Annotated in this window: 26 protein-coding genes; 14 read left to right on the top strand and 12 right to left on the bottom strand. The window is 56.5% G+C overall.

Translation table 11 applies throughout. The features are described 5' to 3' along the window. Window positions 1-3: 3 nt before the first annotated feature. Entirely contained in the window at window positions 4-1,032 is a 1,029-nt protein-coding gene (gene hemE, locus ABLQ08_RS29240; RefSeq protein ID WP_352949921.1) for a uroporphyrinogen decarboxylase, read from the bottom strand. Between the two features lie 424 nt (window positions 1,033-1,456). Here hemE and ABLQ08_RS29235 point away from each other — a divergent pair, with 424 nt between their 5' ends. From ABLQ08_RS29235 to dnaQ, 5 genes are all read left to right on the top strand, one after another. Further along, entirely contained in the window at window positions 1,457-2,308 is an 852-nt protein-coding gene (locus ABLQ08_RS29235; protein WP_352949919.1) for a pyruvate, water dikinase regulatory protein, read from the top strand. Window positions 2,309-2,332: 24 nt separating this feature from the next. Then, entirely contained in the window at window positions 2,333-2,926 is a 594-nt protein-coding gene (locus tag ABLQ08_RS29230) for a Maf-like protein (protein WP_352949917.1), read from the top strand. After that, window positions 2,923-3,771, top strand: a complete 849-nt coding sequence (locus tag ABLQ08_RS29225; RefSeq protein ID WP_352949915.1) for a shikimate dehydrogenase — start codon at window positions 2,923-2,925, stop codon at window positions 3,769-3,771. Before ABLQ08_RS29230 ends, ABLQ08_RS29225 begins: the two co-directional genes overlap by 4 nt. Then, window positions 3,768-4,361 (top strand): dephospho-CoA kinase, encoded by a 594-nt coding sequence (gene coaE, locus ABLQ08_RS29220; protein ID WP_352949913.1) that lies wholly within the window; start codon window positions 3,768-3,770, stop codon window positions 4,359-4,361. Before ABLQ08_RS29225 ends, coaE begins: the two co-directional genes overlap by 4 nt. 84 nt (window positions 4,362-4,445) lie before the next feature. Beyond that, the gene (gene dnaQ, locus ABLQ08_RS29215) at window positions 4,446-5,159 is read left to right on the top strand and encodes a DNA polymerase III subunit epsilon (protein ID WP_352949911.1); all 714 of its coding nucleotides are present in this window, start codon (window positions 4,446-4,448) and stop codon (window positions 5,157-5,159) included. Between the two features lie 24 nt (window positions 5,160-5,183). Here the strand turns inward: dnaQ and ABLQ08_RS29210 are convergent, their stop codons facing one another. Next, entirely contained in the window at window positions 5,184-5,624 is a 441-nt protein-coding gene (locus tag ABLQ08_RS29210) for a MarR family winged helix-turn-helix transcriptional regulator (RefSeq protein WP_352949909.1), read from the bottom strand. A gap of 92 nt (window positions 5,625-5,716) precedes the next feature. Between ABLQ08_RS29210 and ABLQ08_RS29205 the strand changes: the two genes are divergently transcribed. Further along, a complete protein-coding gene (locus ABLQ08_RS29205) occupies window positions 5,717-6,265 on the top strand; it encodes a DOMON domain-containing protein (protein WP_352949907.1) in 549 nt (182 codons plus the stop codon). Here the strand turns inward: ABLQ08_RS29205 and ABLQ08_RS29200 are convergent. Both ABLQ08_RS29200 and ABLQ08_RS29195 read right to left on the bottom strand, forming a co-directional pair. Then, a complete protein-coding gene (locus tag ABLQ08_RS29200; RefSeq protein WP_352949905.1) occupies window positions 6,262-7,053 on the bottom strand; it encodes an aminoglycoside phosphotransferase family protein in 792 nt (263 codons plus the stop codon). The genes ABLQ08_RS29205 and ABLQ08_RS29200 overlap by 4 nt on opposite strands. 114 nt (window positions 7,054-7,167) lie before the next feature. Further along, complete coding sequence (locus ABLQ08_RS29195) at window positions 7,168-8,154, bottom strand: 2-hydroxyacid dehydrogenase (RefSeq protein ID WP_352949903.1); 987 nt, start codon at window positions 8,152-8,154, stop codon at window positions 7,168-7,170. Window positions 8,155-8,443: 289 nt separating this feature from the next. Here ABLQ08_RS29195 and ABLQ08_RS29190 point away from each other — a divergent pair, with 289 nt between their 5' ends. Beyond that, window positions 8,444-8,941: an SH3 domain-containing protein gene (locus ABLQ08_RS29190; RefSeq protein ID WP_352950040.1), complete on the top strand. Its 498-nt coding sequence runs from the start codon at window positions 8,444-8,446 to the stop codon at window positions 8,939-8,941. Between the two features lie 79 nt (window positions 8,942-9,020). On the opposite strand, the gene fabI is transcribed toward ABLQ08_RS29190, so the two are convergent. The 3 genes from fabI to fabA all read right to left on the bottom strand — a co-directional run bounded on the left by fabI (window position 9,021) and on the right by fabA (window position 11,714). Continuing rightward, window positions 9,021-9,833 carry an enoyl-ACP reductase FabI gene (gene fabI, locus ABLQ08_RS29185; RefSeq protein ID WP_352949901.1) on the bottom strand — a complete coding sequence of 271 codons (813 nt, stop codon included), beginning with the start codon at window positions 9,831-9,833 and terminating at the stop codon, window positions 9,021-9,023. 10 nt (window positions 9,834-9,843) lie between these two features. After that, entirely contained in the window at window positions 9,844-11,067 is a 1,224-nt protein-coding gene (fabB, locus tag ABLQ08_RS29180) for a beta-ketoacyl-ACP synthase I (RefSeq protein WP_352949899.1), read from the bottom strand. Between the two features lie 140 nt (window positions 11,068-11,207). Continuing rightward, the gene (fabA, locus tag ABLQ08_RS29175; protein ID WP_352949897.1) at window positions 11,208-11,714 is read right to left on the bottom strand and encodes a 3-hydroxyacyl-[acyl-carrier-protein] dehydratase FabA; all 507 of its coding nucleotides are present in this window, start codon (window positions 11,712-11,714) and stop codon (window positions 11,208-11,210) included. 336 nt (window positions 11,715-12,050) lie between these two features. On the opposite strand from fabA, the gene irrA reads away from it, so the two are divergent. Then, a complete protein-coding gene (gene irrA, locus ABLQ08_RS29170; protein ID WP_352949895.1) occupies window positions 12,051-12,482 on the top strand; it encodes an iron response transcriptional regulator IrrA in 432 nt (143 codons plus the stop codon). Window positions 12,483-12,498: 16 nt separating this feature from the next. Here the strand turns inward: irrA and ABLQ08_RS29165 are convergent, their stop codons facing one another. Together ABLQ08_RS29165 and nth are read right to left on the bottom strand one after the other, a co-directional pair. After that, window positions 12,499-13,047 carry a GNAT family N-acetyltransferase gene (locus ABLQ08_RS29165; protein WP_352949893.1) on the bottom strand — a complete coding sequence of 183 codons (549 nt, stop codon included), beginning with the start codon at window positions 13,045-13,047 and terminating at the stop codon, window positions 12,499-12,501. Next, the gene (nth, locus tag ABLQ08_RS29160) at window positions 13,044-13,859 is read right to left on the bottom strand and encodes an endonuclease III (protein WP_352949891.1); all 816 of its coding nucleotides are present in this window, start codon (window positions 13,857-13,859) and stop codon (window positions 13,044-13,046) included. Before nth ends, ABLQ08_RS29165 begins: the two co-directional genes overlap by 4 nt. 133 nt (window positions 13,860-13,992) lie before the next feature. On the opposite strand from nth, the gene ABLQ08_RS29155 reads away from it, so the two are divergent. Further along, on the top strand, window positions 13,993-14,415 hold the full coding sequence (locus tag ABLQ08_RS29155; protein ID WP_352949889.1) for a DUF2244 domain-containing protein: 423 nt from the start codon (window positions 13,993-13,995) through the stop codon (window positions 14,413-14,415). A 6-nt stretch (window positions 14,416-14,421) separates the two neighbouring features. Here the strand turns inward: ABLQ08_RS29155 and ABLQ08_RS29150 are convergent, their stop codons facing one another. Continuing rightward, a complete protein-coding gene (locus ABLQ08_RS29150) occupies window positions 14,422-15,609 on the bottom strand; it encodes an MFS transporter (protein ID WP_352949887.1) in 1,188 nt (395 codons plus the stop codon). Window positions 15,610-15,917: 308 nt separating this feature from the next. On the opposite strand from ABLQ08_RS29150, the gene ABLQ08_RS29145 reads away from it, so the two are divergent. After that, on the top strand, window positions 15,918-16,553 hold the full coding sequence (locus tag ABLQ08_RS29145) for a DUF2799 domain-containing protein (RefSeq protein ID WP_352949885.1): 636 nt from the start codon (window positions 15,918-15,920) through the stop codon (window positions 16,551-16,553). 24 nt (window positions 16,554-16,577) lie between these two features. Here the strand turns inward: ABLQ08_RS29145 and mutS are convergent, their stop codons facing one another. Continuing rightward, window positions 16,578-19,310 carry a DNA mismatch repair protein MutS gene (gene mutS, locus ABLQ08_RS29140; RefSeq protein WP_352949883.1) on the bottom strand — a complete coding sequence of 911 codons (2,733 nt, stop codon included), beginning with the start codon at window positions 19,308-19,310 and terminating at the stop codon, window positions 16,578-16,580. A 133-nt stretch (window positions 19,311-19,443) separates the two neighbouring features. On the opposite strand from mutS, the gene ABLQ08_RS29135 reads away from it, so the two are divergent. The 4 genes from ABLQ08_RS29135 to trpB all read left to right on the top strand — a co-directional run bounded on the left by ABLQ08_RS29135 (window position 19,444) and on the right by trpB (window position 24,246). Then, window positions 19,444-21,726, top strand: a complete 2,283-nt coding sequence (locus ABLQ08_RS29135) for an NADP-dependent malic enzyme (RefSeq protein ID WP_352949881.1) — start codon at window positions 19,444-19,446, stop codon at window positions 21,724-21,726. A 187-nt stretch (window positions 21,727-21,913) separates the two neighbouring features. Continuing rightward, window positions 21,914-22,165: a GIY-YIG nuclease family protein gene (locus tag ABLQ08_RS29130; RefSeq protein ID WP_352950038.1), complete on the top strand. Its 252-nt coding sequence runs from the start codon at window positions 21,914-21,916 to the stop codon at window positions 22,163-22,165. Between the two features lie 198 nt (window positions 22,166-22,363). Continuing rightward, the gene (locus ABLQ08_RS29125) at window positions 22,364-23,020 is read left to right on the top strand and encodes a phosphoribosylanthranilate isomerase (RefSeq protein WP_352949879.1); all 657 of its coding nucleotides are present in this window, start codon (window positions 22,364-22,366) and stop codon (window positions 23,018-23,020) included. A 20-nt stretch (window positions 23,021-23,040) separates the two neighbouring features. Continuing rightward, window positions 23,041-24,246 (top strand): tryptophan synthase subunit beta, encoded by a 1,206-nt coding sequence (gene trpB / locus ABLQ08_RS29120; protein WP_352950036.1) that lies wholly within the window; start codon window positions 23,041-23,043, stop codon window positions 24,244-24,246. 54 nt (window positions 24,247-24,300) lie between these two features. Here the strand turns inward: trpB and ABLQ08_RS29115 are convergent, their stop codons facing one another. Beyond that, window positions 24,301-24,522 carry a hypothetical protein gene (locus ABLQ08_RS29115; protein WP_352949877.1) on the bottom strand — a complete coding sequence of 74 codons (222 nt, stop codon included), beginning with the start codon at window positions 24,520-24,522 and terminating at the stop codon, window positions 24,301-24,303. Window positions 24,523-24,670 lie beyond the last annotated feature (148 nt).

Below are 24,670 nucleotides of genomic sequence, written 5' to 3'. Positions count from 1 at the left end.
ACGTCAGCCTTTCTTCACCTGCTCGACCATGCGCGCAACATTTTCCGGATCTGCGTCGGGTGTCACGCCGTGACCGAGATTGAAGATCAGTGGACCCTTGTCAAAGGTCTTCAGAATGTGATCGACGCCTTCTTCCAACGCCTTGCCGCCAGCCACGAGCCGCATCGGATCGAGATTGCCCTGGATCGGAACTTTCTTCTGGATGTCCAGAGCCACGTGATCCGGCGCTGTCCAGTCGAAGCCGACCGCATCAACGCCCGTTCCGTCAATATAGGCCATCATCCGGGCGGAGGAGGCTTTGGGGAACCCGATGATTTTCGCATCCGGTCTGACGGCCTTCACGCCTTCGACAATTTGCCGCGTCGGCTCAATGGACCAACGCTTGAACCCGGCATCGTCCAGAACTCCTGCCCAGGTGTCGAAAATCTGAACCGCATCCGCACCCGCATCGAGCTGGCGAATGAGGTAACGGATGGACGCCGTGACAAGCTGATCGATGAATCGCTGCATCAAATCCGGGTCGCGGTAAGCACCAACGCGGGCTGCGACCTGGTCCTGGGTAGTGTGACCGGCAACCGAGTAGCACGCAACGGTCCAGGGAGCGCCACAGAAGCCCAGGAGCGTGGTTTCGGTGGGAAGCTCCGCACGAAGACGGGAAACCGTCTCTATGACCGGTTTTAGGTGATCTTCCGCCCGTTCCTGTTCGAGGCGATCAAGGAGATCGGAAGAAAGAGGTTCGAGAACCGGTCCACGTCCTTCTTCAAAACGAACCGGATATCCGATTGCGTCAGGGACGACGAAGATATCGGAAAACAGGATGCTCGCATCAAAACCATATCGGCGGATCGGCTGGAGAGTGACCTCTGTTGCCAGATCGGGAGAATAGCAGAACTCCAGGAAGTTGGAGGCCTTGGCTCTGACTTCCCGGTATTCGGGAAGGTAGCGTCCTGCCTGACGCATCATCCAGATGGGAGGTGGCCATAACTTTTCTCCGGAGAGAACCCGCATCACGGCTCTGTCTTGGGATTTCATGAGGTCGCCTTTCCCACATTTCAAATCTAATAAGATTCTTATTTTGAATCTGTTTTTTATATTTGTGCGTGGATTACCGGGATCATTTTCTATCCACAATGCGTCAGCTCAATTTTCTCGCCGGGAAAAAACGGCAGGCTTGTTCAGCTGAATCACTCCCCAGGAGTCAATAACGTGAATAGTTTTTTTATTACAATCACTTGTGAGTGTGTTTACCTTTCGTTAAGAATTTAGGCGCTGGTGGACAATCTGTCGATATGTCACAGCTCATTTGTGAATCCACATCTGCTCACAACCGTTTCGGAGTCAGTTTCCGCTCCTTTAAGCATTGTTAATAAATCCTGCCAAGCGTGCATAAACTTCGTGCTAAGGACAGGGACCGGAGCAAGACTCCCAATTCGTCAACAGGTCTGGGGATGACAACGTGAACAAGTCGAGACACTACTTCCATCTGCATCTCGTGTCCGACTCTACCGGTGAAACGCTGATGACCGTGGCGCGCGCGGCGACAGTTCAGTATGACAATGTTCAGGAAATCGAACACGTCTATCCGCTGGTGCGTTCACCGAAACAACTCGACCGGGTGATCAGCGAAATAGAAAAGGCGCCGGGTATTGTTCTCTACACGCTTGTCGATGATGAAATCGCCAAACGCCTCGAACACAAATGCCGGGAACTCGGTGTGCCCTTCGTCAACATTCTGGATCCGGTGTTTGCGGTGTTCCAGTCCTATCTGAACGTTACGCAAACCCATCGGATCGGTGGCCAGCATGAGCTCGATGCGGAATATTTCCGACGGATGGAAGCCCTCAACTACACGATGATGCACGACGATGGACAGATCTGGGACGACCTGGAATCTGCGGATATTGTCCTGATTGGCATTTCCAGAACTTCGAAAACTCCGACCTGCATCTATCTGGCCAATCGGGGGATCAAGGCCGCGAATGTTCCTTTGGTACCGGGCATTGCTCTTCCCGATCACGTCAAGGGGCTGAAGAAACCGATGATCGTCGGATTGATCGCCTCCGTGGAACGCATTCAGCAGATCCGGAGGAACAGGGTGCTTTCGCTGAATTCCGAGGGCTATAACGATACATATGTCGACCGGAAGGAAATTTCGCAGGAAATCAACATGACCCGGCGGCTCTGCTCTGAGCTCGGCTGGCCGCTGATTGATGTGACCCGTCGTTCCGTTGAAGAAACGGCTGCCGAAATCCTGACTCTTTTCAAGGATTACAAGGTCGAGCAGGAAGACATTCCCGAGTCAGAATGACCGGAAAACATTTGAGAGGTAGACATGGCACTTGTTCTGGCGAGCGGCAGCAGGATCCGCGCTGAATTGATGCAAAATGCCGGATTGTCGATTGAGATTGATCCAGCCGATGTCGATGAACGGGCTGTGGAAGCACCGCTTCTTGAAGCCGACTTTCTGCCGGAAGACCTGGCAAGCGTGCTGGCGGAAGCCAAAGCGAATGATGTCAGCGGCCGCAGGCCCGGCGATCTCGTGGTTGGTGCCGACCAGATCCTGGCATTTGAGGGTGAACGACGCACAAAACCGGAAGATATGGAAGCGGCCCGTCGGCAGTTGCTTGCCTTTTCCGGCAAGACGCACGAACTCCATTCAGCTGTCGTGATTTCCCAGAACGGTGAAGCCATCTGGCGCCATGTCTCGACGGCTCGCCTGACAATGCGCGATCTGTCACCGCCCTTTATCGGACATTACCTGGCCGCTGCCGGTAGTGATGTTCTCTCGAGCGTCGGCGCATATCAGCTCGAAGGATTGGGCGTACAGCTGTTCGAAAAGATAGAAGGCGACTATTTCACCATTCTTGGACTGCCCATGCTGCCGCTTCTTGGTCAACTGCGCTCGCTCGGGGTAATCGAAACATGAGTGATACCTTGCGCAAGGCAGCGGTGACCGGGCATCCGGTTGCTCATTCCCGCTCACCACTGGTTCACGGCTATTGGCTGAAAAAGCACGGCATTGAAGGTGATTATGGCCGGATGGATGTCGCGCCGGACGACGCTGAACGGTTTTACGGGGATTTTGCCGCATCCGGTCTTGTGGGGGCAAACGTCACTGTACCTCACAAGGAAACCGCAGCGGCTTCCTGCGACTGGTTGGATGACGCGGCCAGAAGCATGGGGGCGGCGAACACGCTCTGGATCGATGAAACCGGAAAACTGTGCGGTGCCAACACCGATGGCCTGGGCTTTTTGGGAAATCTCGATCAACTGGCCCCCGGTTGGGATGCAAATCGGGGAATGGCGCTCGTTCTTGGCGCCGGAGGCGCTGCCAGGGCAATTGTCTGGGCACTGCTTTCCAGAAATTACACAGCTGTGCATATTGTGAACCGAACTCAGGAAAAGGCGCAAAAAATTGCCGATGAATTTGGTTCCAAAACGGTTGCCCATTCCTGGGATAAGCTGGGGAACCTGCTTGGAGAAGCGGATCTTCTGGTAAACACCACATCTCTTGGCATGTCAGGCAAGCCACCGCTGGAAATCGACCTGTCGACCCTTCCGGGGTCGGCCCTCGTCACCGATATCGTCTATGCGCCTCTGGAGACGGATCTGCTCAAACAGGCTGCGGCACAAGGTAACCGGACCGTCGATGGCCTGGGCATGCTGCTGCACCAGGCGGTCCCGGGTTTCGAGCGCTGGTTCGGAATTCGTCCTGAGGTGGACGAGGATCTGCGTAAGCTGATCTTGCGTGACCTTGGAGTGTCGGCGTGATCAGGGTGGGCCTGACCGGATCCATCGGCATGGGCAAGTCGACGACTGCAAAAATGTTCGCAGCGCGTGGCGTGCCGGTACATGATGCCGACGCGACGGTTCATGCACTTTATGAAGGACGAGCGGCACCGCTGATCGAGGCGGAATTTCCCGGAACGGTGGTGGATGGCAAGGTCGACAGGACTTTGCTGTCAAAGCATGTGCTGGGAAAGCCGGAGGCAATGAAGCGCCTGGAAGCGATCGTGCACCCTCTCGTACATGAGGAAGAACGGAAATTCCTTGAGAAGGCGGAAATGAACGGTCATGAAGTCGTTCTGCTCGATATTCCGCTCCTCTTCGAAACGAATGCCGATGGCCGGGTTGATGTGACTGTTGTCGTGACGGCGGATGCGGAGATTCAGAAACAGCGAGTTCTGGAGCGCCCGGGCATGAGTGAACAGCGGTTTTTGTCTATCCTTGGAAAACAGATGCCGGATGCGGAGAAACGGCGCCGGGCCGATCATCTGGTCGATACCGGTCTCGGGATGGAAGCAGCGGAACGCCGGGTGGACGAAATTCTGGCAATTCTGGCTGATCAGGCGGCAAACTGAATTGAAGACCGGGGAAAACCGGCGGCCAGGCTTGTATCGGAAAGGTCGAACTGCACAGTGAAAGCAGAGGCAAAGGGCTGAAGAATGCGCGAAATTTCATTCGATACGGAAACCACGGGTCTTAATCCGCGCGGCGGTGATCGTCTGGTGGAAATCGGTGGAGTGGAACTGATCAACCACATTCCCACCGGCAACGTCTACCATGTCTATATCAACCCGCAGCGGGACATGCCGGAAGAGGCGTTCCGGGTTCATGGACTGTCAGAAGAGTTTCTGTCCGACAAGCCGTTGTTCGAGCAGGTAGCCGATGAATTCCTGGAATTTGTCGGTGATGCGACACTGGTCATTCACAACGCCGCCTTCGATATGGGGTTCATCAACCACGAGCTGGAAAAGGTAGGCCGCAGGACCATCCCAAACAGCCAGGTGATCGATACGCTCGAAATCGCCCGGCGCAAACGCCCCACCGGCCCGAACTCGCTCGATGCGCTGTGTTCGCGCTACGGCATCGACAACTCCAAACGCGTCAAGCACGGCGCGTTGCTCGATGCGGAAATCCTGGCCGAAGTCTATCTGGAGCTGATCGGCGGCAGGCAGAAGGCGCTAGGTCTGATGCCGGAGGAAGAGGAGACGTCTTCCAGCAGCGCATCCGTTGAACCCGGAGAGCTTGGAACGTTCAACGCAACTCCCCGCCCCGCGCCTCTTTCCGCTCTTTTGTCCGACGGCGAACACACCGCTCACAAGGCTTTTATTGAAGGCATGGGGGAAAACGCGATCTGGGGTAAGTACGACAGCTGATATTATGATCGCATCAGCCTCATATTATGACTCAAGGTCAATAATCGATTTCAGGCTGGATTTCAGGTTCTTCAGAGCGTCGCGGCCGAGAGTGCCCGCATAAGCGTTTTCGATTTGAACCTTTATCTCCGCTGCATCCCGTACTGCCTGCCAACCTTTCTCTGTCAGCATAACCCGTTTCTTGCGTTTGTCGTCCGGATCGTTCTCCCGCGTGACGATCTCGTCCTTCTCAAGATCGTCCAGATGTTGCTGGATAGCCTGCTTCGTCATGCCGGACAGCCCTGTCAGGGCATTTTGACGGATGCCATCGCTTGGCAAGTGCTGCAGAAGAGTACCTCGCGCTTCGCCAAACCAGTCATGACCCTTTGCGACCATTTCTCGCGTGAAACGCGCTTTCCAGACAGCCGCCGCCTGCCATAGGTCCCAGCCTATATGGTCCGGATTCTGGTCATCTGATTTGCTCATTGCCACCTCGAAGATTTAGTCAAGTACCTTGACGAAATTGAAGTTCCATCCATATAGTCAAGCTACTTGACTAACTCTGTAGAGGCAATCAGATGTCTGATGAAGGCAAGATTACAAGGCGTATGCTGATTGCCGGCATTCCAGGATCGTTGATCATGTCTCCATTCCTGCCGACAGCTGGCTTCGCCGCCGGAAGGTCCGATACTGAAACAGATCGTTTGGAAAAAGATGGCGTCACGTTTGATTGGAGGTTCGACAAAGGCAGATTTCGAGCGCGAATGTCCGCGCCGACGACCGGTTGGCTGGCCGCTGGTCTTAACAGCAGCATTGAATTGAAGGACACATACTTTGTCATGCTGCGCATTGAAGATGGCACCGTGGAGGCGCAGGAGAGGATTGCGGTGTCCTCCGGTCACAGGGGGACTGGTGCTCTTGGGTATTCACCGGTGCTTGGCCATGTCGCCGGTAGAGAAGAACTGGGACAAACCCACGTTTCCTTTGTTCTTCCGATGAACCTGCCGGGGCCGCGAAACATCAATCTGAGGGAAGGCGCGCAAGTCTTTCTCATGCTCGCTTGGTCGCAAGAGAAAGATTTCACCCATCACTCGGCCTGGCGCCGGCATTTTGAAGTTACGCTTTAATCCAGCAACCATCGCGTCGTTTCAAAATGCCGCTCCGAATAGTCGCTTTCGAAGGCCCAGGCCATGGTCTGTCCTATTGTCCAGAGTCTTGCGCGTTCCCGGTCAAGAGAGAGTTCATCCGACAATCGGTCCAGCCTGTAGCGGGCTGCTTCCCTGGAATGCCCGAATTCGAAGCTACGAACGATCGGGCTGAGAGCAAATGCCGGGTCGCCGACGAGCGGTTTGGGATCGATCGCCAGCCAGGGGTCGCGTACGGAGGACAAGACGTTGTGACCGTGGAGATCCTGGTGAAGAAGAACCTGGGCCGTTTCGTCTGAAGGAAGGTCCTGCAATGCGGCGATTGCAATGTCCACCAGTCGCCTATCGCAAGGTTTTCCCGCCGTTTCCCAGTCCGCTTCCAGGTTGCTGCACCAGATGCCCGCTTCTTCTTTCAAAGACAGGAACGGCTCACCGGCCGGGACAAGCAGTTTCCGGAGCAAACCTGCAAGCACGCCGAGTTTGTCGGTGGAAGGAGCATCTGCAAGATAACGGCCCGGCTTGCACTGCTCCAGCAAAATAGCGCCGATTTCAGGCGCATGATCCAGAAGCCGGATTGCGCCTTGCCCGCTCCAATGGCGCAGGGCGTCGGCTTCAAAGCGGGATTCACGGTCGGTGAACTGAATTTTCAGAACAACGTCCTGATCGTTGCGCTTCGCCGGCAGCACATAGGAAACATAACCGCCGGAAAACGGCTGCCCTATTGTCTCCAGACCAAACCGGTGTCTCGCTGCTTCGACAAGTCCGGGCAAGGAGTCCAGCCAGGATCTCCCGCTTTCCTTTCGCCTGAGCCACAATAGCTTTTCAGGTATCTGGATTTGGGAGCCTGACTGCACAGTGTTCAATTGAGGATCCGTCGTTACGGGTCACAGCATGGACGGAAGAACGCGGTCCGGCGGACGGTGACCGTCCATGAAGGTCTTGATGTTGATGATCACCTTCTCGCCCATCTCAATGCGGCCTTCGAGGGTCGCCGAGCCCATGTGCGGCAGCAGCACGACGTTCTCCAGCTTGACGAGCTTCGGGTTGACGGCTGGTTCGTGCTCGAACACGTCGAGGCCGGCACCGGCAAGATCACCCGCTTCAAGCATGCGGATCAGCGCGTTTTCATCGATCACTTCACCGCGGGCCGTATTGACCACGTAGGCGTCCGACTTCAGCAGTTTCAGGCGGCGTGCGGACAACAGGTGAAAGGTTGCCGGAGTATGCGGACAATGAACGGAAACCACGTCCATACGCGCCAGCATCTGGTCCAGGCTCTCCCAGTAGGTTGCCTCCAGTTCCTCTTCGATCTCTTCAGGCACGCGGCGGCGGTTGTGATAGTGGATCGACATGCCGAACGCCTTGGCACGGCGGGCAACAGCCTGCCCGATGCGACCCATGCCGATGATTCCGAGCCTTTTGCCCCAGATCCGGTGACCGAGCATCCATGTTGGTGACCAGCCTGCCCAGTTGCCGTCCTCAAGTGCCCTGATGCCTGTGGCAAGACGCCGCGGCACTGACAGCATCAAGGCCATGGTCATATCTGCTGTATCTTCTGTCAGAACACCAGGCGTGTTGGTGACGTTGATCCCGCGATTGTTGGCGGTGACCACGTCGATATTGTCGACACCGTTACCGAAGTTGGCGATCAGTTTGAGATTTTCACCGGCTTGAGAAAGAACGGAGGAATCGATCCTGTCCGTAACGGTGGGCACCAGAACATCGGCAGTTCTGACAGCTTCCACCAGTTCCGCCTGGCTAAAGGGCCTGTCATTTTCATTAAGACGCGTTTCAAAAAGTTCACGCATCCGGGTTTCAACAACGTCCGGAAGCTTCCGGGTCACAACAACGACAGGCTTCTTTTTCGCCATATCAACTGCCTTTCGCGCTTCGTTGAGACTTTATTAACCTCAACGGATTCACCTTTACGCTGCGCGTTGCGCCAGCGAAAGAGACCACACCCTTTTCCTTACCAGATGGTTCGGCAGAAACAAGGGATCGGTTTCAATCGCCGTGCATTGCTAACCAGCAAGTTGGGCCCTGCTGGTTTTCGCGCGGAATTTTCGGTACAGGTTTGCCCCAACTTAACGATCAATAACAATTGGACTACCGGACAATATGGCTCGTTCGATTCCAGGTACCCGTCTCGCACTCGCGGCAATGGCAATTGTCTTCGCGCTCTACGGTGCTACCCTTCCCGCCGCGGCACAAGGAACGTCAACGGGCGCAACCGGACTTCCCGTTCCCCGCTTTGTCAGTTTGAAATCGGATCGCGTCAATGTTCGCCTCGGCCCTTCCCGGGAACATGGCGTTGCCTGGACCTTCGTGCAATCGGGGCTCCCGGTTGAGATCGTTCAGGAATTTGAAAACTGGCGCCGTATCCGCGATTGGGAAGGCAAGCAGGGTTGGGTATTCCACTCGTTGCTGTCCGGTCGCCGCACTGCCCTTGTCACTCCGTGGGAAAAATCCGACCGTACACCTCTTCGGGCCCGGTCGCGGTCTGACGCGGACATAGTTGCCGAGCTTGAACCTTTCGTCCTGACATCGGTTGCAGAGTGCGCTGGTGGCTGGTGCCGGGTGAATGGCACGAATTACGACGGTTGGCTCGATCAGACCCGTCTGTTCGGTGTTTATCCGGACGAACTGATTGAAGATTGATACGTTCTGTCGGTCCAATTGATAAAGGGCGGCACTCTGGCCGCCCTTTTTGTTTGCTTGGAATCCGTTCTGGTGACCCTCAGTCGGTCTTGGTTTCCTGCGCCTTCAGCTCTTCCAGTCTCGGCATCGACATGATGTTGTAACCGCTGTCGACGAAATGCACTTCACCGGTCACTCCACCGGAAAGATCCGAGAGGAGGTAAAGGCCGGTTCCGCCGATCTCGTCGAGGGAAACAGTCCGGCAGAGCGGGGAATTCCGCTTCTGGAAATTGAACATCAGCCGGGCGTCGGAAACACCCGAGCCTGCCAGCGTGCGTACCGGACCTGCGGAAATCGCGTTCACGCGAATGTTCTGCTCGCCATAGTCGACCGCCAGATAGCGCACGGAAGATTCCAGCGCAGCCTTGGCAACACCCATGACATTGTAGTTCGGCATCACCTTCGTGGATCCACCATAAGTCAGGGTCACCAGTGATCCGCCATTTGGCATGATTTCCGCGGCCCGCTTGGCGATTTCAGTGAACGAGAAACACGAAATCATCATTGTGCGGGCGAAGTTTTCCCGGGTGGTATCTGCATATTTGCCGCGCAGCTCCGTCTTGTCGGAAAATGCGATGGCATGAACCAGGAAGTCGATGCTGCCCCAGGTTTCCTTGAGCGCGCTGAAAACGGAATCGACGGAGTCGATATCTTCAACGTCGCAAGGCAGCAGGATATCGGACCCGACGGATTCAGCCAGCGGCTTCGTGCGCTTGCCGAAGGCCTCGCCCTGATAGGTAAACGCGAGTTCCGCGCCTTGATCTGCCAGGGTCTTGGCAATACCCCAGGCAATGGAGTGATCGTTGGCAACGCCCATGATCAGGCCGCGTTTGCCCTTCATCAATTCAGACATCTAAAACTCCTCAGCCGTGGTAGCGCGACAGGGCCAGCGAAGCGTTGGTGCCGCCGAAACCGAAGCTGTTGGAAAGAACGGTATCAAGACCTGCGTTGTCGACACGTTCCGTGACGATCTCGTCCTTGTTCAGGGCCGGATCGAGTTCAGTGATATTGGCAGAGGCCGTCATGAAATCGTTCTGCAGCATGAGCAGGCAGTAGATCGCTTCCTGCACACCTGTTGCGCCCAGGCTGTGACCGGTCAACGATTTGGTCGAAGATGCCGGTGGCTGGTTCTCGCCGAAGACGCGGCGAATGGCTTCAATTTCGCCAATGTCGCCAACCGGCGTCGACGTACCGTGCGTGTTGATGTAGTCGACCTTGCGATCTCCAAGGGTTTCAATGGCAAGACGCATGCAGCGCTCGCCGCCCTCACCTGACGGAGCCACCATGTCATAGCCGTCGGAGTTGGCGGCATAACCGGTCACTTCGGCGTAGATCTTCGCACCGCGTGCCTTGGCATGTTCCAGCTCTTCCAGAACGACAACGCCGCCACCGCCGGCGATGACAAAACCGTCGCGGGTCGCGTCATAAGCGCGGGAAGCGGTTGCCGGGGTGTCATTGTACTTGGAAGACATGGCGCCCATGGCGTCGAAGAGGCAGGACAGGGTCCAGTCGAGTTCTTCGCCGCCGCCGGCAAACATGACGTCCTGCTTGCCGAACTGGATCTGTTCGGTCGCAGCACCGATGCAGTGTGCGGAGGTGGAACAGGCAGACGTGATCGAGTAGTTGATGCCCTTGATCTTGAACGGTGTCGCCAGGCAGGCAGAGTTGGTCGAGCTCATGCCGCGGGTCACCATGAACGGGCCCATGCGCTTCGGCGAGCCCTTTTCCAGGACGATCTGGTGCGCCTGGAAAAGGTTCTTGGTGGACGGACCGCCGGAACCCATGATCAGACCGGTGCGAGTATTGGAAACGTCGCTTTCTTCCAGTCCGCTGTCGGCGATTGCCTGCTGCATGGAAATGTAGTTGTAAGCTGCGCCGTCGCCCATGAAGCGAAGCTGACGCTTGTCGATCAGGGACGGGATATCAATATCCGGCATCCCGTGAACCTGGCTTCGGAAGCCGTGTTCGGCGTAGTCAGGGGCAAAACTGATACCGGATTTGCCTTCGCGCAGGCTCGCCAGAACTTCCTGGGCATTCGATCCGATGGATGACACGATTCCGATACCGGTGACGACAACGCGTCTCATTGCGGTCTCCTACTTTCTTTAAGAGTGCGGCATGGCCATAGGATCAGATCTCAAGCCAGCATGACACTTACATAATGCGCAAACCGGCGCCCCCAAGTAAAAAGAAACGCCGGTCCAATTCGATAAAGACTTAAATGGCCTTAGGTTTGGGCCAAGCCAACACGCAAGTCGGTTGCCTTGTAGATCTGTTCACCGTCCGCCTTCAACCAGCCGTCGGCAATTCCCAAGACCAGCCGGCCCTTCATGATCCGCTTGAAGTCGACGCCGTATTCGACCTTCTTGACGTCCGGTGTGACCATGCCCTTGAACTTGATCTCACCCGTTGAAAGCGCCATGCCCTTACCCGGCAGACCGAGCCAGCCAAGATAGAACCCGGTCAGCTGCCACATGGCGTCGAGACCGAGACAACCCGGCATTACAGGATTTCCCTGGAAGTGACACGGGAAGAACCACAGATCCGGCTTGATGTCGAATTCGGCACGGGCAAAACCCTTGTCGTATTCGCCGCCGGTTTCGGAAATTTCCGTGATCCGGTCAAACATCAGCATCGGGGGAAGCGGCAATTGGGCGTTGCCAGGGCCAAACAGCTCGCCGCGGCCGCAGGCGAGTAGAGCTTCATAGTCGTAGCTTGAGCGGCGCTCGGTCATTCAAGATCCGTTTTCTTGTATCCTACCCTGAACATCCAAGGGGAGACGGGTTGTTTTTGGTTCGTTTGTGGCGCCTTCCTAACACAGGGGAACCATGACCGAAAGATGTCACTTGCGCCAACTTGCGGGGTTTTCTGGCTATTTTCGAAGAATTGAGGGCAATCAATGCAGAAAACGAGCACCCAGGCATTATCGTTTGATTAGCGAAAAACTTGCATCTTGGGTGCAAGAAATGGCAGATATAGGTGACTGCCTTTTGAAGCAAGCACTTGTTCGTTAGGAATGAAATCAAATTTTCCTATACAGAACAAAGCATTAGACGTGGATTAGATCGGAATGACGACGCGCATGGTAATGGATACTGCCGGCAAAGATGTGACCGACATGCTGCGGACGGCTGGTTTACGGCCGACGCGCCAGCGTGTGTCGCTGGCGGAGATCCTGTATTCCAAGGGCGATCGTCACGTTTCCGCAGAACTTCTACACGAAGAAGCGGTTGACGCGGACGTCCCGGTCTCGCTGGCAACGGTTTACAACACCTTGCACCAGTTCACCGAAGCAGGCTTGCTGCGCGAAGTCGCCATTGAAGGCAACAAGACCTATTTCGACACCAACGTCTCCGATCACCATCACTTCTTCATCGAAGGCGAAAACCGGGTGATCGACATTCCGGGAGAAGGCGTCGGCATTGGCAAGCTTCCCGTTGCACCGGAAGGCATGGAAGTCGTTCGGGTCGACGTGGTCGTCCGGGTGCGTGAGAAGCGCTGAACCTGTCTGCCGTAAGCTAGGAAAGCCCCGCTTCGACATATCTTAACTTCCAGAGATAGTAGTCTGCCGTCGCTCCGATCTCGGTCAGGTGGCGCTGTCCGTCTGACTCAAATCCGATCTTCTTCAAAAGATTTGCCGAGCGTGTGTTCTCGGGGTGGGTAATCGCGCACAAGGTGCGCAGCTTGAGTTCCTTTTGAACGAAGTCCAGAACCGCAAGACCAGCCTCTTTTCCCAGTCCCAGTCCGCGGAAGTCTTCCAGAAAGGCAAAGCCGAGATCCGGATACTCGAGTTCCTTGCGAACCACGAGCCCGCACACACCGACGGGTTGGTTGGTTTCCTTCAATTCGACTAGCCACAAACCGACCCCATGAGCGGCAAAGCGTGCAAGCGACTTGCTCTTGATATAGAGAGCAGCATCTTCATGGGAGCCGATGCCGTGATCGGCGATGAAACGATGGTAATCCGGTTCGTTCATCAGTTTGAGATAAAAGCCGGCATCGTTGCTGGATGGCAAACGAAAGCGAAGCCGCTCACTTGCCGGAAAGGGGCCGAGGGGAAAACTCAAGCGGAAATATCCTTTTCAATCAAAGCTTTGGTGCGCAATGCGATGTCTGGAACTGCATCGAATTTTTCCTTCTCCGGACTTTTGCAAAGGTCATAAATCACACAACGTTTGCATTCAGGCTTGCGTGCCTTGCAGATGTAGCGGCCATGCAGGATCAGCCAGTGATGGGCATGGAGGGAAAATTCCGGCGGAACGGCCTTTTCCATGGCCTTCTCGACATCGAGCGGTGTTTTGCCCGGCGCGATGCCGATCCGGTTCCCGAGCCTGAATAGATGAGTATCGACGGCAATTGTCGGATGCCCGAAGAAAATATTCAGAACCACGTTCGCGGTCTTCCGGCCAACGCCAGGCAGTTTTTCCAGCGCTTCCCTGTTTTCCGGGACTTCGCCGCCATGATCACGAATGAGTTGTTCGGACAGGAGAATGACGTTCTTGGCCTTGTTCTTGTAAAGACCGATCGTCCGGATTTCCTCGCGTACCTTGTCCTCACCCAGCGCAATCATCTTTTCCGGTGTGTCGGCAATCTGAAACAGGTTTTTTGTTGCCCGGTTCACACCGACATCGGTCGCCTGGGCAGACAGGACAACGGCAACCAGGAGCGTGAAGGCGTTCACATAGTCCAGTTCGCCTTCAGGCTCAGGATTGTCCGCATGAAATCTTTGAAAGATCGCGTAGGTCTCCGCTTTGCTGTAGCGGGACCGCCTCAGGACCTTGCCGGGGTTGTCCACGGAAGGTGCTTTCTTGCGGGCCTGTTTGGGTTTGGCGGACCGCTTCGAAGTCTTGCTTGTTACCGGGCTCTTTGCTTGGGTCATGTTCTCTCTATAATCATTCCCTATGAACCAGAACAATCCGAAACCCGATAATTTTGACAATTTCACTGGGGGCGAGAAGCCGTTTTTCACGGCTGTACTTACTCCCTATCGGTCTTTAGGCCCCAAGGGTTTCATGATCCTGATGCTGTGTTTCGCCGCCGTCAGTTTCTTTGCCGGTCTCCTGTTCTGGCGTATCGGGGCCTGGCCGGTCTTCGGTTTCTTTGGCCTGGACATCGCGCTGCTCTGGTTCGCCTTCCGCATGAATTACCGTTCGGCGAAGGCGTATGAAGAGGTTGCTATCTCCAAAAATGAAATCGTGATCCGCAAGGTCGGTCCTGGAAAGCGTCATTTGGAGTACCGCTTCAATCCCGTCTGGGTTCGCCTTGAGATCGAGCGCCTGGAAGACGAAGGCGTTGTCAGGATTTCACTGACAAGCCGGGGCGAAACGGTCGACCTCGGCAATTTTCTCAATCCGGACGACCGGACAAGTTTCGCCGGTGCGATCGCCAATGCCCTGTCGCTCGCGAAAGCGGGTGGCGGCCATAGCGTTTCGTGAAAAGCTTTAGACCTGTTCTTCCAATACGCGCGGCTGGACCTTCAACGTCGCAAAAAGAACCACCATAGCTACGATCGACGCACAGGCTGCGACGTAAAGCACCGTTTTGAAATCCGTGGCGCTGGCGATGATGCCCATTGATACACTTCCGATCATCCCACCCAGAAACAGGCTGTTCATGTAAACGGCCGTCGCCCGTCCGGGCCGGTCGGGCGCAAAACTCTGAACGAAGCTGATCGAAACACCGGCGAACAGGCCGTAGTAAGTCCCCTCAAGCACCGAAATGGCAATGACCTGCCAAAGCTCGGTAACCTGGGCAAACAGAACCATGCTTGTGGCCGCAAGAACGGCAGAAAGCAGCAGCACCTGCCGGATCCCGATCCGTTCTGCCAGCTTCACCGACCAGAAGATTATGAAAACCTCAATCAGGCATTTGACCGACAGGGAAAGTCCAGGGGTGGATCCGGGCAACCCGGTTTCCTGAACGAAGAACAGCGGCATGGCTGACACGAACAGGGTGTTCGTGATGATGAAGCCGAGACAGGTGAACCCGGCGATCAGAAGGCCCCAGTTGACGGGTTCGCGATCCTTCGCTGCGCTCGATTTTCGACTGGATCTGAATTCACGCGGCACGACAGTCCAGGCAAGAACCAGAAACAGGACGCCGACTGTGAATGTGCAGAAGAATGTGACGGAAAAGCCGAACTGTGAAACCAGCGAGAAGGACGCCGCCGGTCCGATCATCCAGGCGAGAGACACCATCATGCGAAGCCATGAATTGACTTGGGTAACATCCAGTCCATTGCGTTCGGCATAGAGACGGCCATAGGTGAAAATCGTGCCTGATCCCATGTTGGCAAGTCCCATCAAAGGAGCAATCAGCAAGACCAGCATCAGCAGGCTGGAGACCTGCGTCAGCAGGGCGGTCAGCGTGATAAACGCGAATATCGAAATCAGCAGAAGCCGCTTCACTGGGAAACCATGATCCAGCCGCTCGCCTGCCCAGCGGTTGGCGAGCAGCGTCAGCGGCATGACCAGTCCGGTATAAAGACCCACCTGCCATGGTTCGGATCCCAGACCCTCGACGATGAAAAAACTCATCAGGGGAATGAGCGAAGACGCGCCAAGACTTTTGGTGAACTGCAACAGCATTATCAGCAACACCGGTCGAGGGAGTTGCAGCAAGGAACGCATGGAATGAAACCTGATGGATGGCGAAAGAATATGGGAGCCGGATGTTAGAGCGGAACAGTGGTTCTGTCACGTCAAAAGGATTGTTGCCCCAGTTTTCGCAACCTGAAGATTGTCCAGCCGGGCGGTGGCTCAACGTTTCCAACGATCGTTCTCATTCCTGAAGACAACTTGAGCAAGTTGCTCATCTCCCGTTCAGGTTTGAAACGCTAAAACGCCTCATCTCTTTGATTCTCAACTCGAAATACGAGCGGAAACGGTCACCCCTGCCTGTGGCAATGCTCGATTTCGCGCGGACAGGTTTGCTGAAGATGAAGTCTATTGCAGGAATTGCAGTCATTGCCGTTGCTCTGGTCGGTCTTGGTGGTTGTGCCGCCGTCACGAAGGAACAATGTGTTGCCGGCGACTGGAGCGAACTTGGCAAGGCTCATGCTTCTGTCGGCAAGCCGGCCAACCACCTCGATGAAGTAGTCAAAAGCTGCGGCAAGCATGGCATCACGCCAAACACTGAGGCTTACATGTCCGGCTGGAATCGCGGGCTCCAGAATTATTGTACACCTTTGAACGGGTTCACGCTCGGCAAACAGAACAAGCAGAAATCTCCCATTTGCCCTCCTCAGATGGCAGCCGGCTTCAATCAGGCTTACCAGCTCGGCTATGTGGTCTGGAGTGCGAGAGACCGGGTTGAGCGAGCGGAGACGGAAGTGCGCTCACATGAAATGCGGGTTGATGACCTGGAGGAAAGTCTTTCAGGGCTGAACTGCAAGGACAAAAAGAATGACGAGCGCAAGGAATGCCGCAAGGAACGCAAGAAGCTTCGCCAGCGGCTCGATGATGCGGAATTCGATCTGAGTTCGGCGCGTTATGACCTTGATGATCTGCGCACCGAGGCAGAGTTCATATCTGCCCGCACCAATGCAGAAGCTGCCAGGCTTTTCGCCTGGTAAGACGCCAGCGTTTCGTGAGATGCCTTAGCTGATGTCATCCTCGCTCGCCCTGAGCGTTTTTAAACGGTAAAGCGCTTCAAGGGCTTCACGAGGCGTCATGTCATCCGGGTCAAACGCTTCCAGCGCCTCCAGTACCGGGTTCGGTTTGAGCGGATCTGCTGTGGCGCTGGGCGGCGGCGTTGCCAGGCTGGCAAACAGCGGCAACTCGTCGATCAGCGTCTCGGAAGGTGAATTCCGGTCCTGCTCTTCCAGTTGACTCAACACCTGCTTGGAACGTTCGACCACCATGGCCGGGAGCCCGGCAAGTTTGGCAACTTGAATGCCGTAGGACCGGTCTGCGGCTCCCGGAACGATTTCGTGCAGGAAGATGACGTCTCCCTTCCACTCTTTCACCGAAACCGTGGCGTTCGAGAGCCGTTCCAGCTTGGAGGATAGTGCGGTCAGTTCGTGATAGTGGGTCGCGAACAGGGCACGGGATCTGTTGACCTCGTGCAGGTGTTCAATTGTTGCCCAGGCAATCGACAAACCGTCGAAAGTCGCCGTTCCACGGCCGATCTCGTCCAGAATGACCAGGGAGCGATCTCCGGCCTGATTGAGAATGGCAGCCGTTTCCACCATCTCGACCATGAAGGTGGAGCGGCCACGCGCCAGGTCGTCTGCTGCACCAACGCGGGAAAACAATCGATCGACAATGCCGATATGAGCTTCCGCGGCCGGCACGAAGGCTCCCATCTGCGCCAGGACCGCAATCAGAGCGTTCTGGCGCAGGAAGGTCGATTTACCAGCCATGTTCGGACCGGTGATCAGCCAGATGTGACCGATTTCCTCGGAATTTTCCGGTCCGAGATTGGCATCATTGGCAACAAAACTATCACCGCCGGACTTTTTCAGGGCCTGTTCAACAACAGGATGGCGGCCGCCCTTGATGTCGAAAGCACGCGTGTCGTCGACTATCGGACGTGAGTAGTTCTCTTCCTGGGCGAGTTTGGCAAGCGCTGCCGATACATCGAGGATACCGAGACCCTGTGCGGCAGACTTGATCGCTTCTCCAGCTTCGATGATTGCCTGGCCCAGGCGGTCGAAGATTTCCAGCTCGATGGCAAGAGCCCGTTCTCCGGCGCTTGCGATCTTGGATTCAAGATCTGCCAGTTCCGTCGTGGTGAAGCGCATTGCACCAGCCATGGTCTGGCGATGGATGAAGCGTGCCGGATCGGCAGTCAGTTTCTCCGTTTGCGCTGTCGGCGCCTCGATGAACCAGCCAAGCACGTTGTTGTGTTTGATCTTCAGCGAACGCAGTCCAAGCTCTTCGGAGTAATCGGCCTGCAGTTTGGCGATCACCTTGCGGCTTTCATCGCGCAGAGAACGCAATTCATCCAGATCGGAGTTGTAGCCGGTGGCGACAAAACCACCATCCCGCTTCAAAAGTGGCGGTTCTTCCTTGATTGCAGCGATCAGTTCGGCGCCCATTTCATGCGGTGCCTGTTCCAGGCTCGCACGTGCCGCCGCGATTTCAGCCGGAATTTCCCCTGCACCATTGGCAGTCTGGTCTAAGACGGCCCTTGCGGCGGCAAGACCCTGTGCAATGGAAAGAATGTCACGTGGGCCGCCGCGGTTCAGCGCGATCCGCGATAGAGCACGCGCCATGTCTGGAGCGCCTTTCAGCGTTTGCCGCAGGCCTTCGCGCATGATCTCATTATCGAGGAAGAAAGCCACCGCGTCGTGGCGCCGGTGAATGGCATCCACATTGACAAGCGGTCCGGCCAGGCGACTGGCCAGAAGGCGCGATCCGCTGCCGGTAACCGTCCGGTCGATCGTCGCGAGAAGCGATCCCTGCTTTTCGCCCGAAAGTGTCCTGGAGAGTTCCAAGTTTGCGCGGGTTGCCGGATCAATCAGCATACGCCCGGCACCAGCCTCACGGACCGGTGGATCCAGCGGCGGACGTTCGCCGAGCTGGGTCTTTTCAATATAGGAGAGGATGCCTGCTGCGGCAGAAAGCTCCGCCCGGCTGAATGTGCCGAAGCCGTCCAGCGTCTTCACGCCGAAATAGTGAGCCAGCCGGTCCGTGGCAGTCGAACTGTCGAAAAAGGCTCTTGGTACTGGCGACAGGGCACCGCCGGATTGTTCGGCAATCTGCCGCAGATCGCTTTCCTGAAGCAGGTTGTCGGCCAGGATCAGCTCTCGCGGCGAGACCTGTGCCAGGTCGGCAGCCAGTCGCTGGTGATCGGTTTCCGACACCTGGAACGATCCGGTCGACATATCAATCCAGGAAAGGCCATAGACCGCATCGCCAGTAAGCGAACCGCCCTTCAGCCGTGTCAAAGCCATCAGGTAGTTGTTGGCTCCCGAATCCAGCAGGCGTTCTTCGGTCAGCGTTCCGGGTGTGACCAGACGGACAACGTCGCGCCGGACCACGGATTTGGAACCGCGCTTCTTCGCTTCTGCCGGGTCTTCGGTCTGTTCGCACACGGAAACCCGGTGCCCGAGCGCAATCAGCTTCTGCAGATAGTCATCTGCGGCGTGCACCGGGACACCGCACATCGGGATATCGGCACCCTGATGCTTGCCTCGCTTGGTCAGCGTGATGCCAAGCGCTCTGGAGGCTACTTCAGCGTCATCGAAAAACAGTTCGTAGAAGTCGCCCATCCGGTAAAACAGCAGGCTGTCCGGGTTGGCGGTTTTGATCTCGATGTACTGAGCCATCATCGGCGTGACCTTGGTCTCCGCCGGGGCTGCCTTTTGCGCGCTTTGTCCACTCATGCCCGATACGTACCAAACCTGCCGGGGCATTCCACAAAAGGGTTATGTCATCTTGGCTTGAGGCTTCATTTTCCAGGGGATAAGGTCGGTCTTCCGCCCTTAGTGAGCGTGATCAAGAGGAAACGCCCCAATCATGTCCGCCGACAACACTTCGTCCAAAACCAATGTCAGCTTTACCGACCAGGAAGCCCTGCAGTTTCACCAGAACGGGCGGCCCGGAAAGCTTGAGATCACGCCGACCAAGCCGATGGCAACGCAGCGCGACCTGTCGCTGGCCTATTCGCCTGGTGTGGCGGTGCCGGTCAGGGCGATCGCGGAAGATCCGAGCCGTGCCTATGACTACACCACAAAGGGCAATCTTGTGGCCGTGATTTCCAACGGTTCCGCTATCCTGGGTCTGGGCAATCTCGGAGCCCTGGCTTCCAAGCCGGTGATGGAAGGCAAGTCCGTTCTTTTCAAACGCTTTGCCGATGTCGATTCCATCGATCTGGAGGTCGATACCGGAGAAGTCGAGGAATTCATCAACTCGGTTCGCTATCTCGGACCCTCCTTCGGCGGCATCAATCTGGAGGATATCAAGGCGCCTGACTGCTTTATCATCGAGCAGCGTCTGCGCGAACTGATGGATATTCCCGTCTTTCACGACGATCAGCACGGCACGGCCATCATCGCGGCCGCGGGTCTGATCAACGCCTTGCACCTTACAGGCCGGGACATGAAGGACGCCAAGGTTGTCTGCAACGGCGCGGGTGCTGCAGGCATTGCCTGTATCGAACTGGTCAAGGCAATGGGCGTCCCGCATGAAAACGTTACCCTGTGCGACACCAAGGGCGTGATCTACAAGGGCCGCGAAGAGGGTATGAACCAGTGGAAGTCCGCTCACGCGATCGAGACGGACAATCGTTCACTTTATGATGCCCTGAAAGGAGCGGATGTCTTTTTCGGCGTATCGGTAAAGGGTGCGCTGACTCCCGACATGCTCCGCGTCATGGCGCCGAACCCGATCATCTTCGCCATGGCCAACCCGGATCCTGAAATCACGCCGGAAGAAGCCGCGGCCGTTCGCGACGATGCCATTGTCGCAACCGGTCGCTCGGACTATCCCAACCAGGTGAACAATGTTCTGGGCTTTCCCTATATTTTCCGCGGTGCCCTCGATGTTCAGGCAACCACAATCAATGACGAGATGAAAGTAGCTTGTGCCCGGGCCCTGGCGGAACTTGCTCGTGAGGAAGTGCCGGACGAAGTGGCTGCCGCCTATCGGGGCAACCGGCCGAAATTCGGTCCGAAATACATCATTCCGGTGCCATTCGACCCACGGCTGATCCACGCCATTCCACCTGCCGTTGCCCAGGCGGCGATGGATTCGGGTGTCGCGAAACGACCGATCGTCGACATGGAGGCCTACCGGCACCAACTTTCGGCCCGCCGCGACCCGGTGGCCGGAACTTTGCAGCGCATTTTCACCAAGGTGCGTCAGCAGCCGAAACGTGTCGTTTTCGCCGAAGGCGAGGAAGAGCCGGTCATCCGCGCAGCCACAAGCTTTGTCTCGCAGGGCCTTGGCGAGGCGATCCTGATCGGCCGGGAAGATGAGATCCAGTCGATGGCCGACCAGGCTGGTATCGATATCAATCGGCCGGGACTTTCCATTCAGAATGCCCGGCTTTCCGACCGCAACACCGATTATGCGCAGTATCTTTATGGCCGCCTGCAACGCCGGGGCTATCTGCTGCGCGACTGTCAGCGCATGGTCAACAACGACCGTAACTATTGGGGCGCGATCATGGTGGCGCGCGGCGATGCCGATGCCATGGTAACCGGTCTGACCCGGAACTATTCCGTGGCGCTCGATACGGTCAAGGCGACCATCGACCCGAAACCGGGCCACCGCGTGATCGGGGTGTCACTGGCTCTTGCCCGTGGGCGCACCGTGCTGATTGCCGACACGGCGGTGATCGACATGCCGACATCCGAAGAGCTTGCCGACATTGCGGAAGAAGCAGCTCATGTGGCGCGTAAACTCGGCTATGAGCCGCGGGTTGCCATGCTGGCCTACTCCACCTTCGGTCACCCGAAGGGCGAGCGTTCGGAAAAGGTCCAGCAAGCGGTGAAAATCCTCGACCGGCGCCGGGTCGACTTTGAATATGACGGCGAAATGGCCGCAGACGTCGCGCTCGACATGGGCAGGATGGCTGCCTACCCGTTCTGCCGCCTGTCCGGTCCGGCCAACGTTCTGGTCATGCCGGCCTTTCACTCTGCATCCATCTCGACAAAGATGCTTCAGGAGCTGGGCGGCGCCACGGTCATCGGCCCGCTTCTGGTCGGCTTCGACAAACCGATCCAGATCGTCCCCCTCGGCGCCAAGGACAGCGACATCGTCAACATGGCCGCAATCGCGGCGTTCAATGTGACGTAAGGATTGGTATTGAGCTTGTTAAACTTCTAAGACGCCTTTGGCTCTCCGATCCCGGCTCGCACTTTGTTTGGCCGGGATGACGATGGAAGGGGTACTACCCGACCTACCGTCGTCATCCCGGGCGACCATCGGGAGACCCGGGATCGGAGAGCCACCAATTTAGCTAATAACTCCAAAGGCTGTCCCGCTGTCCGCCTGGGTCTATATATTGGCGTCTCGCCCCTATGAAACACTCTATACCGGTGTGACCACTGATTTGGTTCGGCGGATTTACGAGCACCGAGAAGGACTGATCGAAGGATTTTCCGAGCGCTATGGAGTGAAATCACTCGTCTGGTACGAAAACCACTTCGAGATTTCGTCGGCTATTTCACGCGAAAAGCAAATCAAGCGCTGGCGCCGTCAATGGAAGTTCGAGCCGGGATCGGGGAGCCATTGACTTCGTTGTACCATAGACAATTCGGCACCCGGCGGCTCTCAGATCCCGGTTCACGCTTTACGTGACCGGGATGACGAATTGAAAAATAGCCTTTACGGTTCCCGTTTCAGCACGGACAAGGGGTGTGAGGCCGGGGAATAAGTGAAATCGCCCTTTCCTCTTTGACAAACCCTTTCCCAGCGGCGATACCTCGAAACCATGTCTGAGATAAAAGTCAAAATCTGTGGTCTGTCGACCGAGGAAACCATGAAAACCGCGCTGGATGCCGGGGCGGACATGGTCGGTCTGATGTTTTTCCCGAAGAGTCCGCGCCACGTTTCGCTCAGCCAGGCCTGCAAACTGGCCGACATGGCTCGCGGCAAGGCCGAAATCGTCGCGGTGACGGTGAATATGGACCTGGACGGACTGTCGCGGATCAAGGAGCTTGTTGCGCCCGATACCTTCCAGCTTCACGGCAACGAGCCGCCGGAAGCCTGTGCAGCAACCAAGGTGATGCAGGGCACGCAGATCATGAAAGCTGTCTCGGTATCCGCGAGGGAAGATCTGGAAAAAGCGCAGTATTACGCCACTGTTGCCGACAGGATCCTGTTTGACGCCAAACCACCCAAGGGTTCCGAGCTGCCGGGTGGCAATGGCGTTGCCTATGACTGGACGCTTTTGAAAGATCTTGACCTTGCAAAGCCCTTCATGCTTTCGGGTGGACTGGATCCAGACAATGTCGTGGAGGCCATTCGGCTGAGCGGCGCCAAGGAAGTGGACGTCTCGTCCGGTGTAGAACGCGAAAAGGGTGTCAAGGACAGCGCCCTCATTCGCGCATTCATGGCGGCGGCCAAAAGCGCCGGAAATTCGGGTTAAGGAGTAAACGCGTGAACGATATGGCGAACAGCATCCGGACCGGTCCGGACGATCGCGGTCATTTCGGTATCTTCGGTGGCCGCTACGTCGCCGAGACCCTGATGCCGCTGATCCTTGACCTGGAGCAGCACTACAAGGACGCCAAGAACGATCCGGCCTTTCATGCCGAGGTCGAAAATCTGAACAAGCATTATACCGGCCGTCCTTCGCCGCTTTACTTCGCTGAACGGCTGACCGAAGAGCTCGGCGGAGCGAAGATCTATTTCAAGCGGGACGAGCTGAATCACACCGGATCTCACAAGATCAACAACTGCCTTGGCCAGATCCTTTTGGCCAAGCGCATGGGCAAGACCCGGATCATCGCCGAGACCGGCGCCGGTCAGCACGGCGTGGCGACCGCGACCGTGTGCGCGCGCTTCGGCCTGCCGTGTGTGGTCTATATGGGCGCGACTGATGTGGAACGGCAAAAGCCGAATGTGTTCCGCATGAAGTTGCTGGGTGCCGAAATCGTTCCGGTGACCGCCGGGGCCGGTACGCTGAAAGACGCCATGAACGAAGCTCTGCGTGACTGGGTTACCAACGTAGACAACACGTATTACCTGATCGGGACTGCCGCCGGGCCGCATCCGTATCCGGAACTGGTTCGTGATTTCCAGTCTGTGATCGGCAAAGAGCTGCGTGAGCAGATGATGGAAGCCGAAGGTCGTCTGCCGGATGCGCTGGTCGCAGCCGTCGGTGGCGGCTCCAACGCCATTGGCCTCTTCCATCCGTTCCTCGATGATAGTGAAGTCAAGATTTACGGGGTCGAAGCTGGCGGCCGTGGCCTGGAAGGCGAAGAACACTGTGCCTCCCTGACAGCGGGCAAGCCTGGTGTTCTGCACGGCAACCGGACCTATCTTCTTCAGGATGACGACGGTCAGATCCTCGAAGGACATTCCATTTCGGCAGGTCTCGATTATCCCGGCATTGGCCCGGAGCATTCCTGGCTGAAGGAAATCGGCCGCGTTGAATATGTGCCGGTGATGGACAACGAAGCTCTCGACGCTTTCCAGATGCTGACCCGGGTCGAGGGCATCATTCCGGCGCTGGAGCCGTCACATGCTCTTGCGCATGTGGTCAAACTGGCGCCGCAGATGGACAAGGATCAGATCATCGTCATGAACCTGTGTGGCCGTGGCGACAAGGACGTCTTCGCGGTTGGACAGATGCTCGGATTTGATCTGTAACCGGAACGCCGGTCTTCAATTGAGCATGGCCGTGCGCCGCAAGGCGCGCGGCCTTTATTTTTTGATCGGGTCGGCCGTCAGCGCGGCCAGAAGAAAGTGTTGCCGTCCACGGGCATCCAGTTGTTCTGCCTGCGTTGTTCCGACGATATCCGTCTGTGCGGGGAGTGACGTTTCCTGCGGCTCTTTTGCAGGCAGGCCGAGATTGAATTCTCTCACACGCCGCCACAGCTTTTCGCCAAGCGGGGTTGGGGTTGGCTCAAACAGGGAATGGGCCAATTTCAGCTCCTTTTTATCCGTTTCCGATTCACCGAGTTATTTAAGCGCACTTTGTGCACTTTTGCAGCTGCAAATTTTGCAGTCCTGCTTAAACAGCTATGCATTGGATCCTTCCGCGAGCCGCAAAACCCGAAGAGTTATTCGTTGG

The sequence above is a fragment of the Roseibium sp. SCP14 genome, from assembly GCF_040329475.1.
In the GTDB taxonomy this organism is placed as follows: Bacteria; Pseudomonadota; Alphaproteobacteria; order Rhizobiales; family Stappiaceae; genus Roseibium.
The sequence above is the reverse complement of the archived record's forward strand: the minus strand, read 5'-3'. Positions and strand labels throughout refer to the sequence as shown.